At 67.6% G+C, this 17,518-nt stretch carries 13 protein-coding genes; 9 read left to right on the top strand and 4 right to left on the bottom strand.

Translation table 11 applies throughout. The annotated features are described in order from the left end of the window. Positions 1–76 precede the first annotated feature (76 nt). The 3 genes from ABIS05_RS08540 to ABIS05_RS08530 all read left to right on the top strand — a co-directional run bounded on the left by ABIS05_RS08540 (position 77) and on the right by ABIS05_RS08530 (position 3,890). On the top strand, positions 77–1,027 hold the full coding sequence (locus tag ABIS05_RS08540; protein ID WP_348011012.1) for a LysR family transcriptional regulator: 951 nt from the start codon (positions 77–79) through the stop codon (positions 1,025–1,027). A 256-nt stretch (positions 1,028–1,283) separates the two neighbouring features. Further along, positions 1,284–2,087, top strand: coding sequence for a carbonic anhydrase family protein (locus ABIS05_RS08535; protein WP_348011011.1), 804 nt, complete (start codon positions 1,284–1,286; stop codon positions 2,085–2,087). A 45-nt stretch (positions 2,088–2,132) separates the two neighbouring features. After that, entirely contained in the window at positions 2,133–3,890 is a 1,758-nt protein-coding gene (locus ABIS05_RS08530) for a methyl-accepting chemotaxis protein (RefSeq protein WP_348011010.1), read from the top strand. A 19-nt stretch (positions 3,891–3,909) separates the two neighbouring features. Here the strand turns inward: ABIS05_RS08530 and ligA are convergent, their stop codons facing one another. The 4 genes from ligA to smc all read right to left on the bottom strand — a co-directional run bounded on the left by ligA (position 3,910) and on the right by smc (position 11,945). Further along, positions 3,910–5,955 (bottom strand): NAD-dependent DNA ligase LigA, encoded by a 2,046-nt coding sequence (gene ligA / locus ABIS05_RS08525; RefSeq protein WP_348011009.1) that lies wholly within the window; start codon positions 5,953–5,955, stop codon positions 3,910–3,912. 16 nt (positions 5,956–5,971) lie between these two features. Further along, the gene (locus tag ABIS05_RS08520; RefSeq protein ID WP_348011008.1) at positions 5,972–7,282 is read right to left on the bottom strand and encodes a hemolysin family protein; all 1,311 of its coding nucleotides are present in this window, start codon (positions 7,280–7,282) and stop codon (positions 5,972–5,974) included. Positions 7,283–7,383: 101 nt separating this feature from the next. Further along, positions 7,384–8,430, bottom strand: coding sequence for a cell division protein ZipA C-terminal FtsZ-binding domain-containing protein (locus ABIS05_RS08515; protein WP_348011007.1), 1,047 nt, complete (start codon positions 8,428–8,430; stop codon positions 7,384–7,386). A gap of 2 nt (positions 8,431–8,432) precedes the next feature. Beyond that, positions 8,433–11,945: a chromosome segregation protein SMC gene (gene smc, locus ABIS05_RS08510; RefSeq protein WP_348011006.1), complete on the bottom strand. Its 3,513-nt coding sequence runs from the start codon at positions 11,943–11,945 to the stop codon at positions 8,433–8,435. Between the two features lie 171 nt (positions 11,946–12,116). Between smc and queF the strand changes: the two genes are divergently transcribed. From queF to ABIS05_RS08480, 6 genes are all read left to right on the top strand, one after another. Further along, positions 12,117–12,560, top strand: a complete 444-nt coding sequence (queF, locus tag ABIS05_RS08505) for a preQ(1) synthase (RefSeq protein WP_348011030.1) — start codon at positions 12,117–12,119, stop codon at positions 12,558–12,560. Further along, positions 12,557–13,747 (top strand): succinyldiaminopimelate transaminase, encoded by a 1,191-nt coding sequence (gene dapC / locus ABIS05_RS08500; protein WP_348011005.1) that lies wholly within the window; start codon positions 12,557–12,559, stop codon positions 13,745–13,747. The genes queF and dapC overlap by 4 nt, the downstream gene beginning before the upstream one ends. Beyond that, positions 13,747–14,571 carry a 2,3,4,5-tetrahydropyridine-2,6-dicarboxylate N-succinyltransferase gene (dapD, locus tag ABIS05_RS08495; protein WP_348011004.1) on the top strand — a complete coding sequence of 275 codons (825 nt, stop codon included), beginning with the start codon at positions 13,747–13,749 and terminating at the stop codon, positions 14,569–14,571. Before dapC ends, dapD begins: the two co-directional genes overlap by 1 nt. A 2-nt stretch (positions 14,572–14,573) precedes the next feature. Further along, entirely contained in the window at positions 14,574–15,743 is a 1,170-nt protein-coding gene (locus ABIS05_RS08490; RefSeq protein ID WP_348011003.1) for a PilT/PilU family type 4a pilus ATPase, read from the top strand. Beyond that, the gene (gene prmB / locus ABIS05_RS08485) at positions 15,740–16,600 is read left to right on the top strand and encodes a 50S ribosomal protein L3 N(5)-glutamine methyltransferase (RefSeq protein WP_348011002.1); all 861 of its coding nucleotides are present in this window, start codon (positions 15,740–15,742) and stop codon (positions 16,598–16,600) included. The genes ABIS05_RS08490 and prmB overlap by 4 nt, the downstream gene beginning before the upstream one ends. Continuing rightward, on the top strand, positions 16,597–17,518 hold a 922-nt coding region (locus ABIS05_RS08480; protein ID WP_348011001.1), incomplete at its 3' end, for an ATP-binding cassette domain-containing protein. The genes prmB and ABIS05_RS08480, both read left to right, overlap by 4 nt.

The following is a 17,518-nucleotide window of genomic DNA, read 5'->3' as shown; positions in this document are numbered from 1 at the left end:
GCCGGACTGTAGAGAGTTCCATTTCCGGTGAATAGCTGCAAAAGTCAAACGCATCGTTCCGGAAACGAAACGAAAAATGAACGCGACGCCCACGATGAAGATCGACGACCTCCTGCTGCTGGCCCAGGTTCACAAGGCGGGTTCGCTGTCCGAAGCGGCCCGGCAGCTAGACCTGCCCAAGGCCACGCTGAGCCGACGCCTCACGGCGCTGGAAACCTCGGTCGGCGCCCGCCTCTTCGTGCCCGGTGCCAACCGCCTGACGCTGACCGAGCTGGGCGAACAGCTCGCCGAGCGGGCGGCTCGCCACGACGAGGACATCACCGAAACCCGTGAATGGCTGGCCTCGCGGGACGCCACGCCGCAAGGCCGGTTGCGCATTTCGGTGCCGGCGGAATTCGCGATGCTGGTGCTGGCGGAGAGCTTCGCGCGCTTCGTGCGCCGCTACCCCAAGGTCGAGCTGGAGGTGGACACGACGCCCCGCCGCGTCGATCTTTTCAACGAGCCCTACGACGTGGCCGTGCGCATGGGCCCGGTGGACGAACCCGACCTGATCGCCCGTCAATACATGATGCTGGAGCGCGGCCTGTACGCCAGCCCCGTCTACCTGCAGGCGCGGCCCGCACCGCAGACGCCGGCCGATCTGGCCGAGCATGATTTCGTCGTGCTGACCCAGGGCAAGGGCATGTATCGCAAGCTGCAGAACGGCCGGCAGACCGTCGATGTCGACGTGAAAGGCCCGCTGGAGGCCAACTCCATCGGTCTCGTGTTGTCGCTGACGCGCGCTGGCGGTGGCCTGGGCAGCTTTCCCTTCGGCATGGTGGCGTCAGACGTCGCTGCCGGCACGCTGGTGCCGGTGCTGCCCGAGTGGCGCTACGAGCCGCTGCCCGTGGCCCTGCTTACCGCCAGCCGCCGCCTGATGCCGGCCAAGACGCGGGCCTTCATCGACCACCTGTTCGAGACGGCGCCCGAATGGGCGCGCGTCGACGGTGTGCTGGGGCCGCACGGGGTGCCTGGCCGCAAGCGCTGAAGCGGCTGCGTCAGCTGCCGGCCGAGTGGAGTTGACCGACTGTGCGATGGACCGCTTAGCGCTCCACTTCGAGATTTCGCCGTCACGGCCGCGCGTTCTTTCAAGTGGCTGCTTGCCATGGCGGATGTCACGAAAGCTGCGGTGACGGCATGTGCACTGCAACGACGCTTCATTGCGTTCGTTCCCGCCATGGCGCAAGCTGCGAGGCGCTGGCGACCCACCCCGCCCGATGATGACCAACCACGAGGAGCTCATGATGAAATTGATTGCCCAACTGAATGTGCTGGCCGTCTTGGCCGCAACGGTCTTGCTGCCGGCCACCGCCCTGTGCGCCGAAACCGCGCTCGCGGCGCACCACGACACACATCCCGCCCACCCCGCCCACTGGTCCTACAGCGGCGCCACGGGGCCGGCCAAATGGTCGGCAGTCGACGAGAAGTTCGGCAGCTGCGCGCTCGGGCACGCGCAGTCCCCCATCAACATCCGCACCGCCGACGTCCAGTCCGCCGCGCTGCCCGCGATCAGCTTCGACTACAAGCCAACGCCGCTGAAGATCATCGACAACGGCCACACCGTGCAGGTCAATATGGCGCCGGGCAGCTCGATTACGGTCGGCGGCACGCGCTACGAGCTGCTGCAGTTCCACTTCCACAAGCCGAGCGAGGAGCGGGTGGACGGCAAGGCCTACTCGCTGGTTGCCCACCTGGTGCACAAGAGCGAGGCCGGCAACCTGGCCGTCGTGGCGGTGTTGATGGACAAGGGCGCAAAGCAGCCGCTGATCCAGGCCGTGTTCGACAACCTGCCCAAGGTCAAAGAGCAGGAGTCCAGCGTCGCCGGCCTCGGCATCGACCTGAACGCGCTGCTGCCCGACAATCGTGCCTACTACAGCTTCGCCGGCTCGTTGACGACGCCGCCCTGCAGTGAAGGCGTGAGCTGGTTCGTATTGAAGACGCCCGTGCAGGTGTCTGCCGAACAGATCGCCCGCTTCGGCCGCGCCTACGCCTTGAACGCCCGGCCGGTGCAACCCCTCAACGGTCGCGTTGTCCAGTCCAGCCAGTAAGCCAACCATGCTGGCGCGCAGGTCCTCACCCAAGAAGGAATCCCTATGAGCGTTCTAAGCAACATCAGGATCGGCACCCGTCTGGGCGCCGGCTTTGCAGCGCTGATCGCGCTGACCCTGGCCATGGCGGCGATCGGCATCAGCCGCATCAATGCTGTGGACCACAGCACCGAAGTCATCGTGCACGACCGCTACGTCAAGGTCGCGGCCGCTAACGTCATCGAGAACCAAGTCAACAAGCAGGCCCGCGCCCTTCGCACGGCCCTGCTCACCAGCGACCCGACCGTCCTCAAGGGCGAACTGGCCAAGATCGAGGAATCAGCGCCAGTGATCGCGAAAACGCTGGAGACGCTGGCGCCCACCATCCATACCGAGAAAGGTAAGGCCGCGCTGAAGGCTTTGCAGGAAGCGCGCCGCGAGTACGGTGAACGTGAACAGCACCTCGTCGGATTGATCAAGGGCGGCAAGGTCGATGAAGGGCGCGACTACCTCGTCAAAGAGATGCTGAAGCCCCAGGGCATCTATCTGGCGGCCATTGATACCTTTGTCGAATCCCAGGTCAAGGGCATGGAGGAGTTCGCGCTAGAAGCAACCGAGACGGCCCGGGGCGCCAACGTGCTGATGCTGGTGCTGGCTGCCGGCGCGACGCTGCTGGGTATTGGCACAGGCGTCGTGTTGACGCGCTCCATCACCCGACCCATCGGCCGGGCGGTGCTGATTGCCCAGACCGTGGCCGCCGGCGACCTCAGCTCGCATATCGACACCGGTGGCAGCGACGAGATCGCACAGTTGCTCGGCGCGCTCGATGCCATGAACGCAAGCCTGATCAAGGTGGTGAGCACCGTGCGTGCCAGCAGTGATTCCATCGCCACCGGCAGCGCCCAGATCGCCACGGGCAGCGCCGACCTGTCCCAGCGCACGGAGGAGCAGGCGGCCAACCTGGAAGAAACGGCGGCCTCGATGGAGGAGCTCAACGCCACGGTCCGGAACAACGCCGAGACCGCCCGCCAGGCCAGCCAGCTCGCCGTAGGCGCCAGCGCCGTGGCCGGCAAGGGTGGCGACGTGGTGGGCCGCGTCGTCGTCACCATGGGCGACATCACCGACAGCTCCAAGAAGATCGTCGACATCATCGGCGTCATCGACGGCATCGCCTTCCAGACGAACATCCTGGCGTTGAACGCAGCCGTCGAGGCCGCCCGCGCCGGTGAGCAGGGCCGCGGCTTCGCGGTGGTGGCCAGCGAGGTGCGCAGCCTGGCGCAGCGCAGCGCCGAGGCGGCCAAGCAGATCAAGCAGCTGATCGGCGCGAGCGTCGAGAAGGTGGAGACCGGCTCGCGGCTGGTGGCCGACGCGGGCTCGACCATGACCGACATCGTCGAGCAGGTGCGCAAGGTCGCCGACCTGCTGGCCGAGATCACCACGGCCACGGTGGAGCAGACCTCCGGCATCGGCCAGGTCAGCGACGCAGTAACGCAGCTCGACGAGGTGACGCAGCAGAACGCCGCGCTGGTGGAGGAAAGCGCCGCCGCCGCAGAGAGCCTCAAGCAGCAGGCGCAAAACTTGGTCGAGGCGGTCAGCGTCTTCAAGCTCGGCGAGGCACGCGCGCCAGTGACCCGCAGCGCCGCACCGGCCAAGCTGGCCCGGCCCGCCCTGCGCCCGGTGGCCAAGAAGCCCGCGAAGCCGGCGCCCAGCATGGCCCGGGCACCACAGCAGCGCCACACGGCAAGTGTTGACGCGGCTGCTGGTGGCGGGTCCCCTGCAAAGCGCGCACCCGAGCCGGCTGCCGAGGAGTGGACCTCCTTCTGAGCCCGCTGGCGCGGCCGCTTCAGGCGACCGCGCCGAGCAGGGCGCGCAGCCCCGCTTCGTCGAGCACCGCCACGCCCAGCGTGCGCGCCTTCTCCAGCTTGCTGCCGGCCTCTTCGCCGGCGATGACGTAGCTGGTCTTCTTGGACACCGAGCCGCTGACCTTGCCGCCGGCGTCCTCGATCAGCGCCTGCGCCTCGTCGCGGCTCAACGAGGGCAGTGAGCCGGTCAGCACCAGGGTCTTGCCCAACAGCGGGCGCGGCCGGTCATCGGCCTCGCCAACGCTTTCCTTCGGCTGCACACCGGCCGCCAGCAATTGCTCGACGACCTCGCGGTTGTGCGGCTGCGCAAAGAAGGTGTGGATGCTTACGGCGACGATGGGCCCGACATCGGCCACCTCCAGCAATTGCTCAACGCTGGCGCTCATCAGCGCGTGCAGCGTGCCGAAGTGGCGCGCCAGCTCCTTGGCCGTCGTCTCGCCAACCTGGCGGATGCCCAGAGCGAACAGGAAGCGCGCCAGCGTCGGCGTCTTGCTCTTCTCCAGCGCGTCGACGATGTTCTGTGCGCTCTTCTCCGCCATGCGGTCCAGCGCCGCGAGCTTGGCCCTTCCTTCAAGTTCAGCGAGCTTGTAGAGGTCGGGCAGGCCGTGCACGATGCCAGCGTCGATCAACTGCTCGACCAGCTTGTCGCCCAGGCCCTCGATGTCCATCGCACGGCGGCCGGCAAAGTGCAGCATGGCCTGCTTGCGTTGCGCCGGGCAGAACACACCGCCCGAGCAGCGGTAGTCCATGCCGCCACGCTCGCGCACGGCCTCGCTCTTGCAGACCGGGCAGGCGCGCGGCAAGCGGAAGTTGGGCACGTAGGTGGCGCGTTCGCCGGGTACGCGGCCCACCACCTCGGGAATCACGTCGCCCGCGCGGCGGATGACCACCTTGTCGCCCACGCGCACGCCCTTGCGGCGCATCTCGAAGACGTTGTGAAGCGTCGCATTGCTGACCGTCGTGCCGCCGACGAATACCGGCTCCAGCCGCGCCACCGGCGTCAGCTTGCCTGTGCGGCCCACCTGCACGTCGATGGCGAGCAGCGTCGTCACCTGCTCCTGCGCCGGGTATTTGTGCGCCACGGCCCAGCGCGGCTCTCGGGTCTTGAAACCCAGCTTGGCCTGCAGCGCGCGCGAGTTCACCTTGTAGACGATGCCGTCGATGTCGAAGGGCAGCGCGTCGCGCTTGGCGGCCATGGCCTGGTGGAACTTGACCAGCCCGGTCACGCCCTCGGCGACGACACGGTCGCTGCTCACCGGCAGGCCGAACGCCGCCAACGCATCGAGCAACTCGGCGTGCGTGGCGGGGATGTCCCAGCCCTGCACATCGCCCAGGCCGTAGGCGTAGAAGGACATCGGCCGTTGCCGCACCAGCGCCGGGTCGAGCTGGCGGATGGCGCCGGCCGCCGTGTTGCGCGGGTTGACAAAGGTCTTGTCGCCGCGCTCGCGCTGGCGCTCGTTGAGCTTCTCGAAATCGTCACGGCGCATGTAGACCTCGCCGCGCACCTCCAGCACCGCCGGGGCCTCGCCGCGCAGGCGTAGCGGGATCTGGCCGATGGTGCGCACGTTCTGCGTCACGTCCTCACCCGTCTCGCCATCGCCGCGCGTGGCTGCCTGCCCGAGCACGCCATGCTCGTAGCGCAGGTTCATCGCCAGACCGTCGAACTTCAGCTCGGCGGCGTACTCGACGGGAGGGTCGCCCGCCGCCAGCCCCAGCTCGCGGCGCACGCGCGCATCGAAGGCAAGCGCGCCGCCCTCGGTCGTGTCCGTCTCGGTCGTGATCGACAGCATGGGCACGACGTGGCGCACCGGCGTGAGGCCCGCCAGCACGGCACCGATGACCCGCTGCGTCGGCGAATCCGGCGTCAACAGCTCCGGGTGCGCGGCCTCGACGGCCTGCAGCTCGGCGAAGAGCTTGTCGTACTCGGCATCCGGCAGTTCGGGCGCATCGAGCAGGTAGTAGAGGTGGGCGTGGTGGTTGAGCTGGGCGCGCAATTCGGCGGCGCGCTGGGCGGGATCGACGGTCATGCCGCCATTGTCAACGTCAGTGCCGGGCCACCGGGCCTGCTGGCGCCATCGGGGTGATCATGACCTGGTCGACCCGATAGCTGTCCACGTCCACCACCTCGAAGCGCCAGCCTTCCCACTCGACGACGTCCGTGCGGCGGGGGATGCGGCGCAGCATGACCATCAGGAAGCCGGCCAGCGTGTCGTAGGTGCCGGCGCGCGGCCAGCCCTCGATGCCGAGCGAGCGCTCCACGTCGGGGATCGGCGTGATGCCGTCGGCGAGGAAACTGCCGTCCTCGCGGCGCACGATCTGCTCCTCGTCATGCGGTGAGACGAGGCTGCCCATGACCGTGTTCATCACGTCGTTCAGCGTGATGACGCCCACCACGCGGCTGTATTCGTTGACGACGACGGCGAAGTCCTCGTGCGCCTCGCGGAACTGCATCAGCATCTCCGACAGCGTCAGCCGGTCCGGCACGATGAGCACCTTCTTGACGAGCACGCCGCCGTTTTCTCGAAGGGACAGGCGCTCGTCGCGCAGCACGCGCTGGAACAGGTCGGTCGCGTCCACGTAGCCGACGACCTGGTCGACATCCCCGTCGCAGACGAGGTAGGTCGAGTGCGGCGTGTCGGCGATGCGGGTGCGGATCAGCGCGTCGTCGTCGTCGCGCGAGAAGAACACGATGCGCTCGCGCTCGGTCATCACGGTCTCGACGGTGCGGGTGTCCAGCTCGAAAACGTTGGCGATGACCTGTTGCTCTTCGTCGGCCACGACGCCGGCCTGGTAGCCCGCCTCGGTGAGCGCCAGGATGTCGCGGTAGCTGATGGTCTCGTCGCGTTTGGCGGGCAGGCCGAGCACGCGGATCAAGCCCTCCGTGATGGCGCTGAAGGCCCAGGCCAGCGGCTTGAGCAGGCGGCACAGCAGCAGCATGGGGCCAACGATCGCGATCGCGACGCGCTCAGGCTCGTTCATCGACAGGCGCTTGGGCACCAGGTCGGCCAGCACGATGAAGAGCGAGGTGATGCCGATGAAGGACGCGGCAAAGGCCAGTGTCGCCGCCAGTTCGGGCGCCACGACGTGGCCGAACAAGCCTTCGAAATGAGGCGTGAAAGCGCCCTCGCCGACGATGCCGGCCAGGATGGCGACGGTGTTGACGCCGATCTGCACGACGGTGAAATAGTCGCCCGGATGCTCCTGCACGGCCAGCACCTTGGCCGCGCGGGCATCGCCGCCATCGGCGCGCTGCTGCAGGCTGAGCCGACGCGATGCAGCCAGCGACAACTCGGCCATCGAGAAGAAGGCGCTGGCAAGGATGAGAAGGGCGATGAGTGCGAGCGACATTGCCATGTCAGCTCCCAGGGGATTCAACACAGCCACAGAGGCACAGAGACACGGAGAGATCCCGACTTTCTCTGTGCCTCTGTGTCTCTGCGGCTGTGTTCATGATTTCAGCTGAACAGCCGCCTTGCCGCCGGCGATCCTGCCGCCAGGTCGCGCTCGGCCAGCGCTTCGTAGAGCTTCTTCAGCTCGACGTCGATGGACGCGAAGGCATGCAGGCCCAGCACCTGGCCGCGGTCGTCGCAGACTTCGGCTTCCAGGTCGCGGGCGAGCGAGCGAGCGGCCTCCTGCCAGGCGGCGAAGGGCTCCTGGTCGGACGACGTCTGTGGCACGTCCAGCGCCAGCGTCAGCTCACGCAGCGACTGTGCCTCGGGGTCGTCGGCCAGTGCGGCTTGCGCGTCAAACTGAAGCGTCAACACCGGCGGCGCGCCCTCCTCCATGGCCGGCATCACCAGCCGACCCGGCAGGGCGCCCGCAACGAAGCCATGCCGGCCTGCTGCCTGCTGCACGAAGCCGGGCGTCCAGGCGGCGCCCTTGGCGCGCAGCAACAGCGCGAGCTGGGCGTCATGGCCGGCGGCGAACTGGTCGAGCTCGCGGGCGCGGGCGACGACGTCCAGCATGTCCGGGAACTGCACGAAGCCGCCGATGCCATCGGCGAAGGCCTGGATCTTCTGCACGAACTCGGAGTACTCGATCTCGTTGAGTGCGCCGCTGCGGTTGGCCATCTTCAGGCCGGCCTGGAACTCGCTGTAGCGCTGGCCTGGCGCGGGCAGCTCCCACGCACCGGTTTCGGCGTTGAGGCCTTCGATCTGCAGTGGTTTGGTGCCGGCACGGCGGCTGCCGGGCTGGTGCTGCAAGGCCAGCTCACCCGAAATGGGCGCCTCGACGGTGATGGTGGCGATGGCATCGATCAGCGCGTCGATGCGCGCCGACGGCCGGCGCAGCGGGCGCGCCACGGCAGGCAGGGTCGCGTCCAGCGGGTCGGCCGCTGCGGCGGCTTCGTCCCCGGGCGCAGGCGCGGGGCCGTCGAAGTGCGGTTCTTCCATCAGCGGCACGGCGCGCTTGGGGCCGGCCTTGCGCGCCGTCCAGGCGCCGTGGGCGACGACGGCAATGAGCACCAGGCCGCCCAGGATGGCGAGCAGCGTTGTCAGCGACATGTTCATGCTTCTGCCATGGCCAAGGCCTTGTCCATGTCGACCGCGACGATGCGCGACACGCCCTGCTCCTGCATCGTCACCCCAATCAGTTGTTCAGCCATTTCCATCGCAATCTTGTTGTGGGAGATGAAGAGGAATTGCGTGATGCGGCTCATCTGCGACACCAGCTTGGCGTAGCGCTCGGTGTTGGCGTCGTCCAGCGGCGCGTCCACTTCGTCCAGCAGGCAGAAGGGCGCGGGGTTGAGCTGGAAGATCGCGAACACCAGCGCGATGGCGGTGAGCGCCTTCTCGCCGCCCGACAGCAGGTGGATGCTGCTGTTCTTCTTGCCCGGCGGCTGCGCCATGACCTGCACGCCGGCGTCCAGGATCTCTTCGCCCGTCATGACCAGCCTGGCCTCGCCGCCGCCAAACAGCTCGGGGAACATGCGGCCGAAGTGCTCGTTGACCTGGTTGAATGTTGAGCCGAGCAGGTCGCGCGTTTCGAGGTCGATCTTGTGAATGGCGTCTTCCAGCGTGCCGATGGCCGAGTTCAGGTCGGCGCACTGTGAGTCGAGAAAGGTCTTGCGCTCGCGGGCGGTGGTCAGCTCGTCGAGAGCGGCCAAGTTGACGGCACCTAACGCCGCGATCTCGCGGTTGATGCGGTCTATCTCGGTCTGCAGGCCGTGCAGCTTGACGCCGCCCTCTTCGACCGATTTGGTCAGCGCTTCGAGATCGACAGCGGCGGCTTCGAGCTGCTCGCGGTATTGCGCGCCGCCGAGCTGCGCGGCTTGTTCTTCCAGCTGCAGCTTGGTGATGGCCTCGCGCAGCGGGTCCAGGCTGCGCTCGAAACCCATGCGCTGCTCATCGGCCTTGCGCAGGCGAAGGGAAAGGTCTTCGTAGTTCGCGCGCACGGCGGCGAGCTGCCCTTCGCGCTCGACCTTGAGGGCCAGCGCATCCTGCAGGCCGGTCTGGGCCGCCACGTCGTTGAAGCCGTCCAGCTCGGTTTGCAGGCTGGCGGCCGACGCGCTGACGGTGGCGATCTGCGCCTGCGCCGTCTCGATGCCGCGCTGCAGCTCGCCACGGCGGGCAGCCAGCGTCTGTGTGGCAAAGCGCGCCTCCTGGGCGCGGCGCTCCAGCCCGCGCAGCTGCTCGCGGGCATCGGCCAGCTTGCGCTCGGCGGCGATGGTGCCGTCTTCCAGCTCGGCATGGCGCTGCTGGGCGTCGCCGAGCTGGATGTCCAGTTCCTCGAAACGCGCCTCGCCCACCGCGCGGCGTTCCTGCAGGCCCTCTTGCTGCGCGGCGATCTCGGCCAGCTCGGCGTCCAGCGCGCTGCGGCGCTGCTGGCTGGCCTCTGCCTGCTGGCTCAGGCGCAGCAGCTCGACGTGGATCTGGTGGGCGCGCGTCTGCGCCTCGCTGGCCTCGCGGCGCAGCGTGGTCAGGCGGCCATTCGCGTCGTTGAACTGATGCTCGATGCGGCTCAGCGTCAGCCGGGCTTCGTCTGCGATCAGGTTCTGCGCGCGCTGCGCCGTCGTCAGTTGCTCGATCTCCTGCGCGCGGGCCAGCAGGCCAGCCTGCTCGGAGTCGGGCGCGTAGAAGGTGACCGAGAACTGGCCGACCGCGTGGCCGGCCGGCGTCAGGATCAGCTCGCCATGCGTGAGCTTGCCCCGTGCGGCCAGGGCTTCGTCCAGCGTCGGCGCGGTGTAGACGCCTTCGAGCCAGTCGTTCATCAGCGCGGACAGGCCCGCGTCTTCCAGGCGCAGCAGCTCGCTGAGCTTGGGGAAGGTCTCGTGCGTGTTGGCAATCGAGCCGGGCGGCGTCGAATAGAAGGCCAGCTTCGCGGGTGGCGCATCCGCCTCGAAGGCGCGCACCGTGTCCAGCCGGCCCACGCTGAGCGCGCCCATGCGCTCGCGCAGCGCAGCTTCAAGCGCGTTCTCCCAGCCGTGGGCGACGTGCAGCTTGGTCCACAGGCCCTGCAGGCCGTCCAAGCCGTGCTTGGCCAGCCAGGGTTTGAGCTTGCCCTCGGTCTGCACCTTCTCCTGCAACGCCTTCAGCGCTTCGAGTCGGGCGGTCAGGTCGGACTGCTTCGCGAGCTGTGCGTTGGCGTCCTGCTGCGCGTTGCGGCGCTGGTCTTCAAGCTGAGGGATTTGCTCGGCCAGCTCCTGCAAGCGGCCGTCGGACAGCTCGCGCGCCTCGTCGGCCGCAGCGCTGCGCTCGCGCAGCGCATCCAGCGCCTCGTGGTCGGGCGCGCCGAGGGCTCGGGACTCGGCGGTGAGCTTGTCTTCCCGCTGCCGCAGCGCCCTCGCCTGCTCGTCCACGCTGCGGCTCTCGGCGGCCAGCACCTGGATCTGCTGCTGCACCTGCGTGACCAGCGTGCGCTGCTCGTTGGCGCGGTTCTGCGCGGCGCGCAGCGCGTCTTCGACGACCGGCAACTGACCCTGCTGCTCCTCGGCCTGCGCGGCCAGGATCTCGCTCTGCTCGTCGGCCCCGGCGATCTGCTCGGCAATGCCTTCCAGCTCGGCTTCGGATTGCGTGACGCGCTCGCGCCACTGACTGTCTTGCGCCTGCAGCTCGGCCAGGCGCGCCTGGGCGCGGTTGCGGCTCTCGACGACAAAGCGGATGCGCTCCTCCAGCCGGCTCACCTCCAGCTGCGCCTCGGCATAACGGCCTTGGCTAGCGTGCAGCTCGTCGCCCGCAGCGTAGTGCGACTGGCGCACTTCTTCGAGCGTCGCCTCGACTGCACGCAGCTCGGCGGTGCGCGACTCCAGCGCGTTGACGGCTTCGGCATGCGCCGTCTTCACGCGCGTAGCCTCGTTGCCGGCATCGCGCGCTTTCAGGAACCACAGCTGGTGCAGCTTCAGCGTGCCGCTGTCCTGCAGGCTGCGGTAGCTCGCCGCCACCTCGGCCTGGCGCTCCAACTTTTCGAGGTTGGCGTTCAGCTCGCGCAGGATGTCGTCAACGCGGGTCAGGTTCTCGCGCGTGTCCTTGAGCCGGTTCTCCGTCTCGCGGCGGCGCTCCTTGTACTTGGACACGCCGGCCGCTTCTTCCAGGAACAGGCGCAGCTCTTCGGGCTTGCTCTCGATGATGCGCGAGATGGTGCCTTGGCCAATGATGGCGTAGGCCCGCGGCCCCAGGCCGGTGCCGAGGAAGACATCCTGTACGTCGCGGCGGCGCACCGGCTGGTTATTGATGAAGTAGCTGCTCGTGCCGTCGCGCGTCAGCACGCGCTTGACGGCGATCTCGGTGAACTGGTTCCACGGCCCGCCGGCCCGCGCTGACGAGTTATCGAACACCAGCTCCACGCTGGCGCGCCCCGCCGGCTTGCGGTTGCCGCTGCCGTTGAAGATGACGTCCTGCATGGACTCGCCGCGCAGCTCGCTGGCCTTGCTCTCGCCCAGCACCCAGCGCACCGCGTCCATGATGTTGGACTTGCCGCAGCCGTTCGGCCCGACGACGCCGACGAGCTGCCCGGGCAGTTGGAAGGTCGTGGGTTCGGCAAAGGACTTGAAGCCGGCGAGCTTGATCGAATTCAGCCGCATGAAATTGGCATTGACGAGAGGTTCGTAAGCCCTTGATTTGGCTAAAGAAAAGCGCCTTTGACGGGCGCTTCGACGGGGCCGGATGATAGCATTCGCACCCTCTCAGATTGACCCCGCACCATGGCCACCAAGAAGTCCGCCGCCCCCGCCGCCAAGAAGAACAAGCCCAAGATGCGCGAGGTGCCGCCGAATCCGCCGAGCAAGCCCAGCAAGGACATCCTGGTTTTTCCGAACCCCAACCCCGAGCGCGATTACGTCATCCAGTTCCAGGTGCCCGAGTTCACCTGCCACTGCCCGCTGACCGGCCAGCCGGACTTCGCGCACTTCACCATCGACATGATTGCGGACGAGCTCTGCGTGGAGCTCAAGAGCCTGAAGATGTACTTCTGGAGCTACCGCGACGAGGGCTCCTTTCACGAGAAGGTCACCAACAAGATCCTGGACGACATCGTCCAGGTGACGGACCCGCGCTTCATCCGCATCACGGCCAAGTGGTATGTGCGCGGCGGCATCTACACCAACGTCGTGGCCGAGCACCGCAAGGCCGGCTGGGCGCCCGCGCCGCGCGTGGATCTGCCGGCGCACGGCTCAGAGTCGGGGATGCTGGGCCGATGAACCCGTTGCTGGAGCGGCTGAATCCGTATCCGTTCGAGCGGCTGCGCGAGCTGACCGCAGGCATCACGCCCAACCCGGACTTCGCGCCGATCTCGCTGGGCATCGGCGAGCCTCGCCACGCGGCGCCGGCGTTGATCGCCGAAGCCATCATGTGCGCCATGCCCGCGCTGGCCGCCTACCCCGCCACCGGCGGCACGCCCGCGCTGCGCGAGGCCATTGCCGGCTGGATCGGCCGCCGCTACGGCCTGACGCTGAACCCGGCCTCGCAGGTGCTGCCCGTGAACGGCTCGCGCGAGGCGCTGTTCGCGATCGCGCAGACGGTGGTCGATGCGAGTCGCGCCGGCGCCACGGTCGTCTGCCCTAACCCCTTCTATCAAATCTACGAAGGCGCGGCGCTGTTGGCCGGCGCGGAGGTCGTCTTTGCGAACTCCGACCCGGCGCGCAACTTTGCGGTCGACTGGAGCCAGATCGACGACGCGACCTGGGCGAAGACGCAACTGCTCTACGTCTGCTCGCCCGGCAACCCCAGCGGCGCGGTCATGCCGCTGGCCGAGTGGCAGGCACTGTTCGAGTTGAGCGACCGCCACGGCTTCGTCATCGCGTCGGATGAGTGCTACTCGGAAATCTACTTCCGTGACGAAGCGCCGCTGGGCGGCCTGGAAGCGGCGGCCCGGCTCGGTCGCCACGACTTCAAGAACCTGATCACCTTCACGTCGCTGTCCAAGCGCTCCAACGTGCCGGGCCTGCGCTCGGGCTTCGTGGCGGGCGACGCGGCGCTGCTGAAGAAGTTCCTGCTCTACCGCACTTACCATGGCAGCGCGATGAGCCCCATCGTGCAGGCGGCCAGCATCGCGGCCTGGGGTGACGAGGCCCATGTCATCGAGAACCGAGCCCGCTACCGCAGGAAATTCGCTGACGTCACGCCGCTGCTGTCCTCCGCAGTGGAGGTGGCATTGCCCGATGCCGGCTTCTATCTGTGGGCCGCCGTACCCGGGGGCGACGACATCGCCTTCGCCCAAGGCCTGCTCGCTCAATACAATCTCGTCGTCCTGCCGGGCAGCCTGCTGGCCCGCGAAGCCCATGGCAATAACCCCGGCGCCGGGCGCATCCGCCTCGCTCTCGTCGCCGACGAGGCCGAATGCCTCGAAGCCGTCCGTCGCATCGTCTCTTTCACAAAATCCCGCTGATGAACACCGCCGACCTTCAAATCCTGATCGACCTCGCCTGGGACAACCGCGCGGCCCTGGACCCGACCAATGCGCCGGAGCTGCGCCAGGCCGTCGAGCACGTCATCGCCGAACTCGACGCCGGCCGCCTGCGCGTGGCCACCCGTGAGAGCGTCGGCGTGTGGACCGTGCACCAGTGGGTCAAGAAGGCCGTGCTGCTGTCGTTCCGCTTGAACGACAACCGCATCATGGGCGACAAGGAACTGACCTTCTTCGACAAGGTGCCCACCAAGTACGCCGGCTGGACCGACGAACAGCTGCGCGCCACCGGCGTGCGCGTCGTGCCGCCGGCCGTTGCACGCCGCGGCAGCTTCCAGGCCAAGAACGTGGTGCTGATGCCCAGCTACGTGAACATCGGCGCCTACGTGGACGAAGGCGCGATGGTCGACACCTGGGCCACCGTCGGCTCCTGCGCGCAGATCGGCAAGAACGTGCACCTGAGCGGCGGCGTCGGCATTGGCGGCGTGCTGGAGCCGCTGCAGGCCAACCCAACCATCATCGAAGACAACTGCTTCGTCGGCGCCCGCTCCGAGGTCGTCGAGGGTGTCATCGTCGAAGAGAACTCGGTCATCTCCATGGGCGTCTACATCGGCCAGAGCACGCCGATCTACGACCGCGCCACCGACACCGTCAGCTACGGCCGCATCCCGGCCGGCTCCGTCGTCATCTCGGGCTCGCTGCCCAAAGACGGCGGCCGCTATTCGCTGTACGCGGCCATCATCGTCAAGCGCGTGGACGCGCAGACCCGCTCGAAGACGAGCATCAACGAACTGCTGCGAGCCTGACCATGGCGAGCGCTGGCGGTGGAAACATGGAGCGCATCCTGCGGATGATGGCCGAGAAGGGTGCGTCGGACTGCTATTTGTCGGCCAACATGCCGGTGCTGATCCGCATCAACGGCCAGACGGTGCAGCTGTCGGACCAGCTCCTGACCCCGCCGCAGCCGCGCCAGCTCATCGCCGAGGTCATCGACCCCGGCAGCATGGCCGAGTTGGACAACTCGGGCGAGCTGAACATGGCCGTGTCGGTCAGCGGCGTCGGCAGCTTCCGGCTGTCGGGGTTTCGCCAGCGCGGCTCCATCGCTGGCGTGTTCCGCCATATTCCGCATGACATCCCGACGCTGGAGAGCCTGCAGCTGCCGCTCGTGCTAGGCAACATGGTCAAGGAGAAGCGCGGCCTCATCCTGATGGTGGGCGCGACCGGCACCGGCAAAAGCACGACGCTCGCGTCCATGCTGGAGATGCGCAACCAGACGATGACGGGGCACATCCTCACCATCGAGGACCCGATCGAATACCTGTTCAGCAACAAGCGCTCGGTGGTGAACCAGCGCGAGATCGGTCGCGACACGGCCTCGCTGCAGATCGCGCTGAAGAACGCGCTGCGCCAGGCGCCGGACTGCATCCTGATCGGCGAGATCCGCGACCGCGACACGATGACGGCAGCCATCAGCTACGCGCTGTCCGGCCACCTCGTGCTGGCCACGCTGCACGGCAACAACACCTATCACGCGCTGAACCGCATCCTGTCCTTCTACACGCCGGAGTCCCGCCCCGCGCTGTTGAGCGATCTGGCGGCGGGCCTCAAGGCCGTCGTGTCTCAGCGCCTCGTGCGCGCCACGGCGGGAGGCCGCGTGCCGGTGATCGAGATCCTGTTGAACACCAAGCTGGTGTCCGAGCTGATCGAGAACAGCGATTTCGCCGGCGTGAAGGAAGCGATGGAGAAGTCCATCGCCGAGGGCTCGCAGACCTACGAAGAGCATTTCGCCAAGCTCATCACCGACGGCACCATCACCCGCGAGGAAGGCCTGGCCTTCGCCGACTCGCCCACCAACCTGCTCTGGCGGCTGCAGAACGAGTCGCCCGGCGCGCGTCTCTCCACCACGCCGCGCAAGGAAGAGAAGGCTGGCGACGACGCCAGCTTTACCGAAATCACATTGGACGTTCGCGGCACTTGAAGCTGATCGACTGCATTACCACCCAAGCCGCCCGCCTCGACCAGGCGGGCTTGTTTTTTGGCCACGGCACGACGAACGCGTTCGACGAAGCTGCCTGGCTGGCGCTGTGGCGCCTGGGCCTGCCGGTGGACGGGTTGGACGAGCACGAGGAGCGCGACCTGACCAACGCCGACCAGGTGGCCATCGCGGCACTCGTCGACGAGCGCATCTCGACCCGTAAGCCTGCCGCCTACCTGACCGGTGAGGCCTGGCTGCAAGGCGTGCCCTTCAGCATCGACGAACGCGCCATCGTGCCGCGCAGCTTCATCGCCGAGCTGATAGTCGACGCCGGCATCGACCCCTGGCTGCACCCTGACAGCCGCCGCGTGCTGGACCTGTGCACCGGCAACGGCAGCCTGGCCGTGCTGGCGGCGATGGCCTGGCCCGACGTGGAAGTCGACGCGCTTGACATCGACACCAACGCGCTCGCAGTCGCCAAGCTGAATGTCGAGCGCCACAACCTGGCCCTGCGCATCCGCCTGCTGCAAGGCGACGGCCTAGCCGCTGCCCAAGGACCCTACGACTTGATTCTCTGCAATCCGCCCTACGTGAACAGCACCAGCATGGCCGCCCTGCCCGCCGAATACCGCGCCGAACCCGAACTGGCCCTGGCCGGCGGGTCGGACGGCATGGACTTCATCCGCGAGCTACTGCGCGCCGCACCCGCCGCCTTGAACGAGCACGGCGTGCTGGTGCTGGAGATCGGCAACGAGCGCGAACACTTCGAAGCCGCCTTCCCGACGCTCGAAACCGTCTGGCTCGAAACCTCGGCTGGCGAAGATCAAGTCCTCCTCGTGACGAAGGAGACCCTGCAATGATCACGCTGCGCGACATCACGCTGCGCCGCGGCGTCAAGGTGGTGCTGGACAACGCCTCCGCCACGCTGCAGCCCGGCGAAAAGATCGGCCTCGTCGGCCGCAACGGCGCCGGCAAGTCCAGCCTGTTTGCACTGCTGACGCACCGTCTTGGCAACGACAAGGGCGAGGTCGAGGTGCCCAAGCACTGGCGCCGTTCCGAGGTCGCCCAGAACATGCCCGAGACCGAAGACGGCGCGACCGACTACGTGCTTGAAGGTGACCTTGGGCTGGTGGCCGCGCGCGCCGCGCTCGAAGCCGCCGAAGCCGCCAACGATGGCCATGCGATGGCCGACGCGCACGCGCTGCTGGCCGATGCCGGCGCGTTCGACGCCCGCTCGCGCGCTCAGGCGCTGCTGATGGGCCTGGGCTTCAAGACGGCGCAGCTCGACGCGCCGGTCAACAGCTTTTCCGGCGGCTGGCGCATGCGCCTGCAGCTGGCCCGCGCGCTGATGTGCCCGGCCGAACTGATGCTGCTGGACGAGCCGACCAACCACTTGGACCTGGACGCGCTGGTCTGGCTGGAAGCCTGGTTGGCGCGCTACGACGGCACGCTGATCATCATCAGCCACGACCGCGAATTCCTCGATGCGATCACCAAGGTCACGCTGCACCTGGATGAAGGCAAGCTGGTTCGCTACGGCGGCAACTACACCAGCTTCGAGACGCAGCGCGTCGAGCGCATGGTGCTGCAGCAGGCCGCGTTCTCAAAGCAGCAGGACCGCGTGGCGCACCTGCAGAAGTTCATCGACCGTTTCAAGGCCAAGGCCAGCAAGGCCAAGCAGGCGCAGAGCCGCGTGAAAGCGCTGGAGCGCATGGAGCGATTGGCGCCAGTGCTCGCGTCAGCCGACTTCAATTTCGAGTTCCGCGAGCCGCTCAACC

The sequence above is a fragment of the Roseateles sp. genome (genome assembly GCF_039929605.1).
Lineage (GTDB): Bacteria > Pseudomonadota > Gammaproteobacteria > Burkholderiales > Burkholderiaceae_C > Pelomonas.
This window is presented reverse-complemented; position numbering and strand designations above follow the sequence as displayed.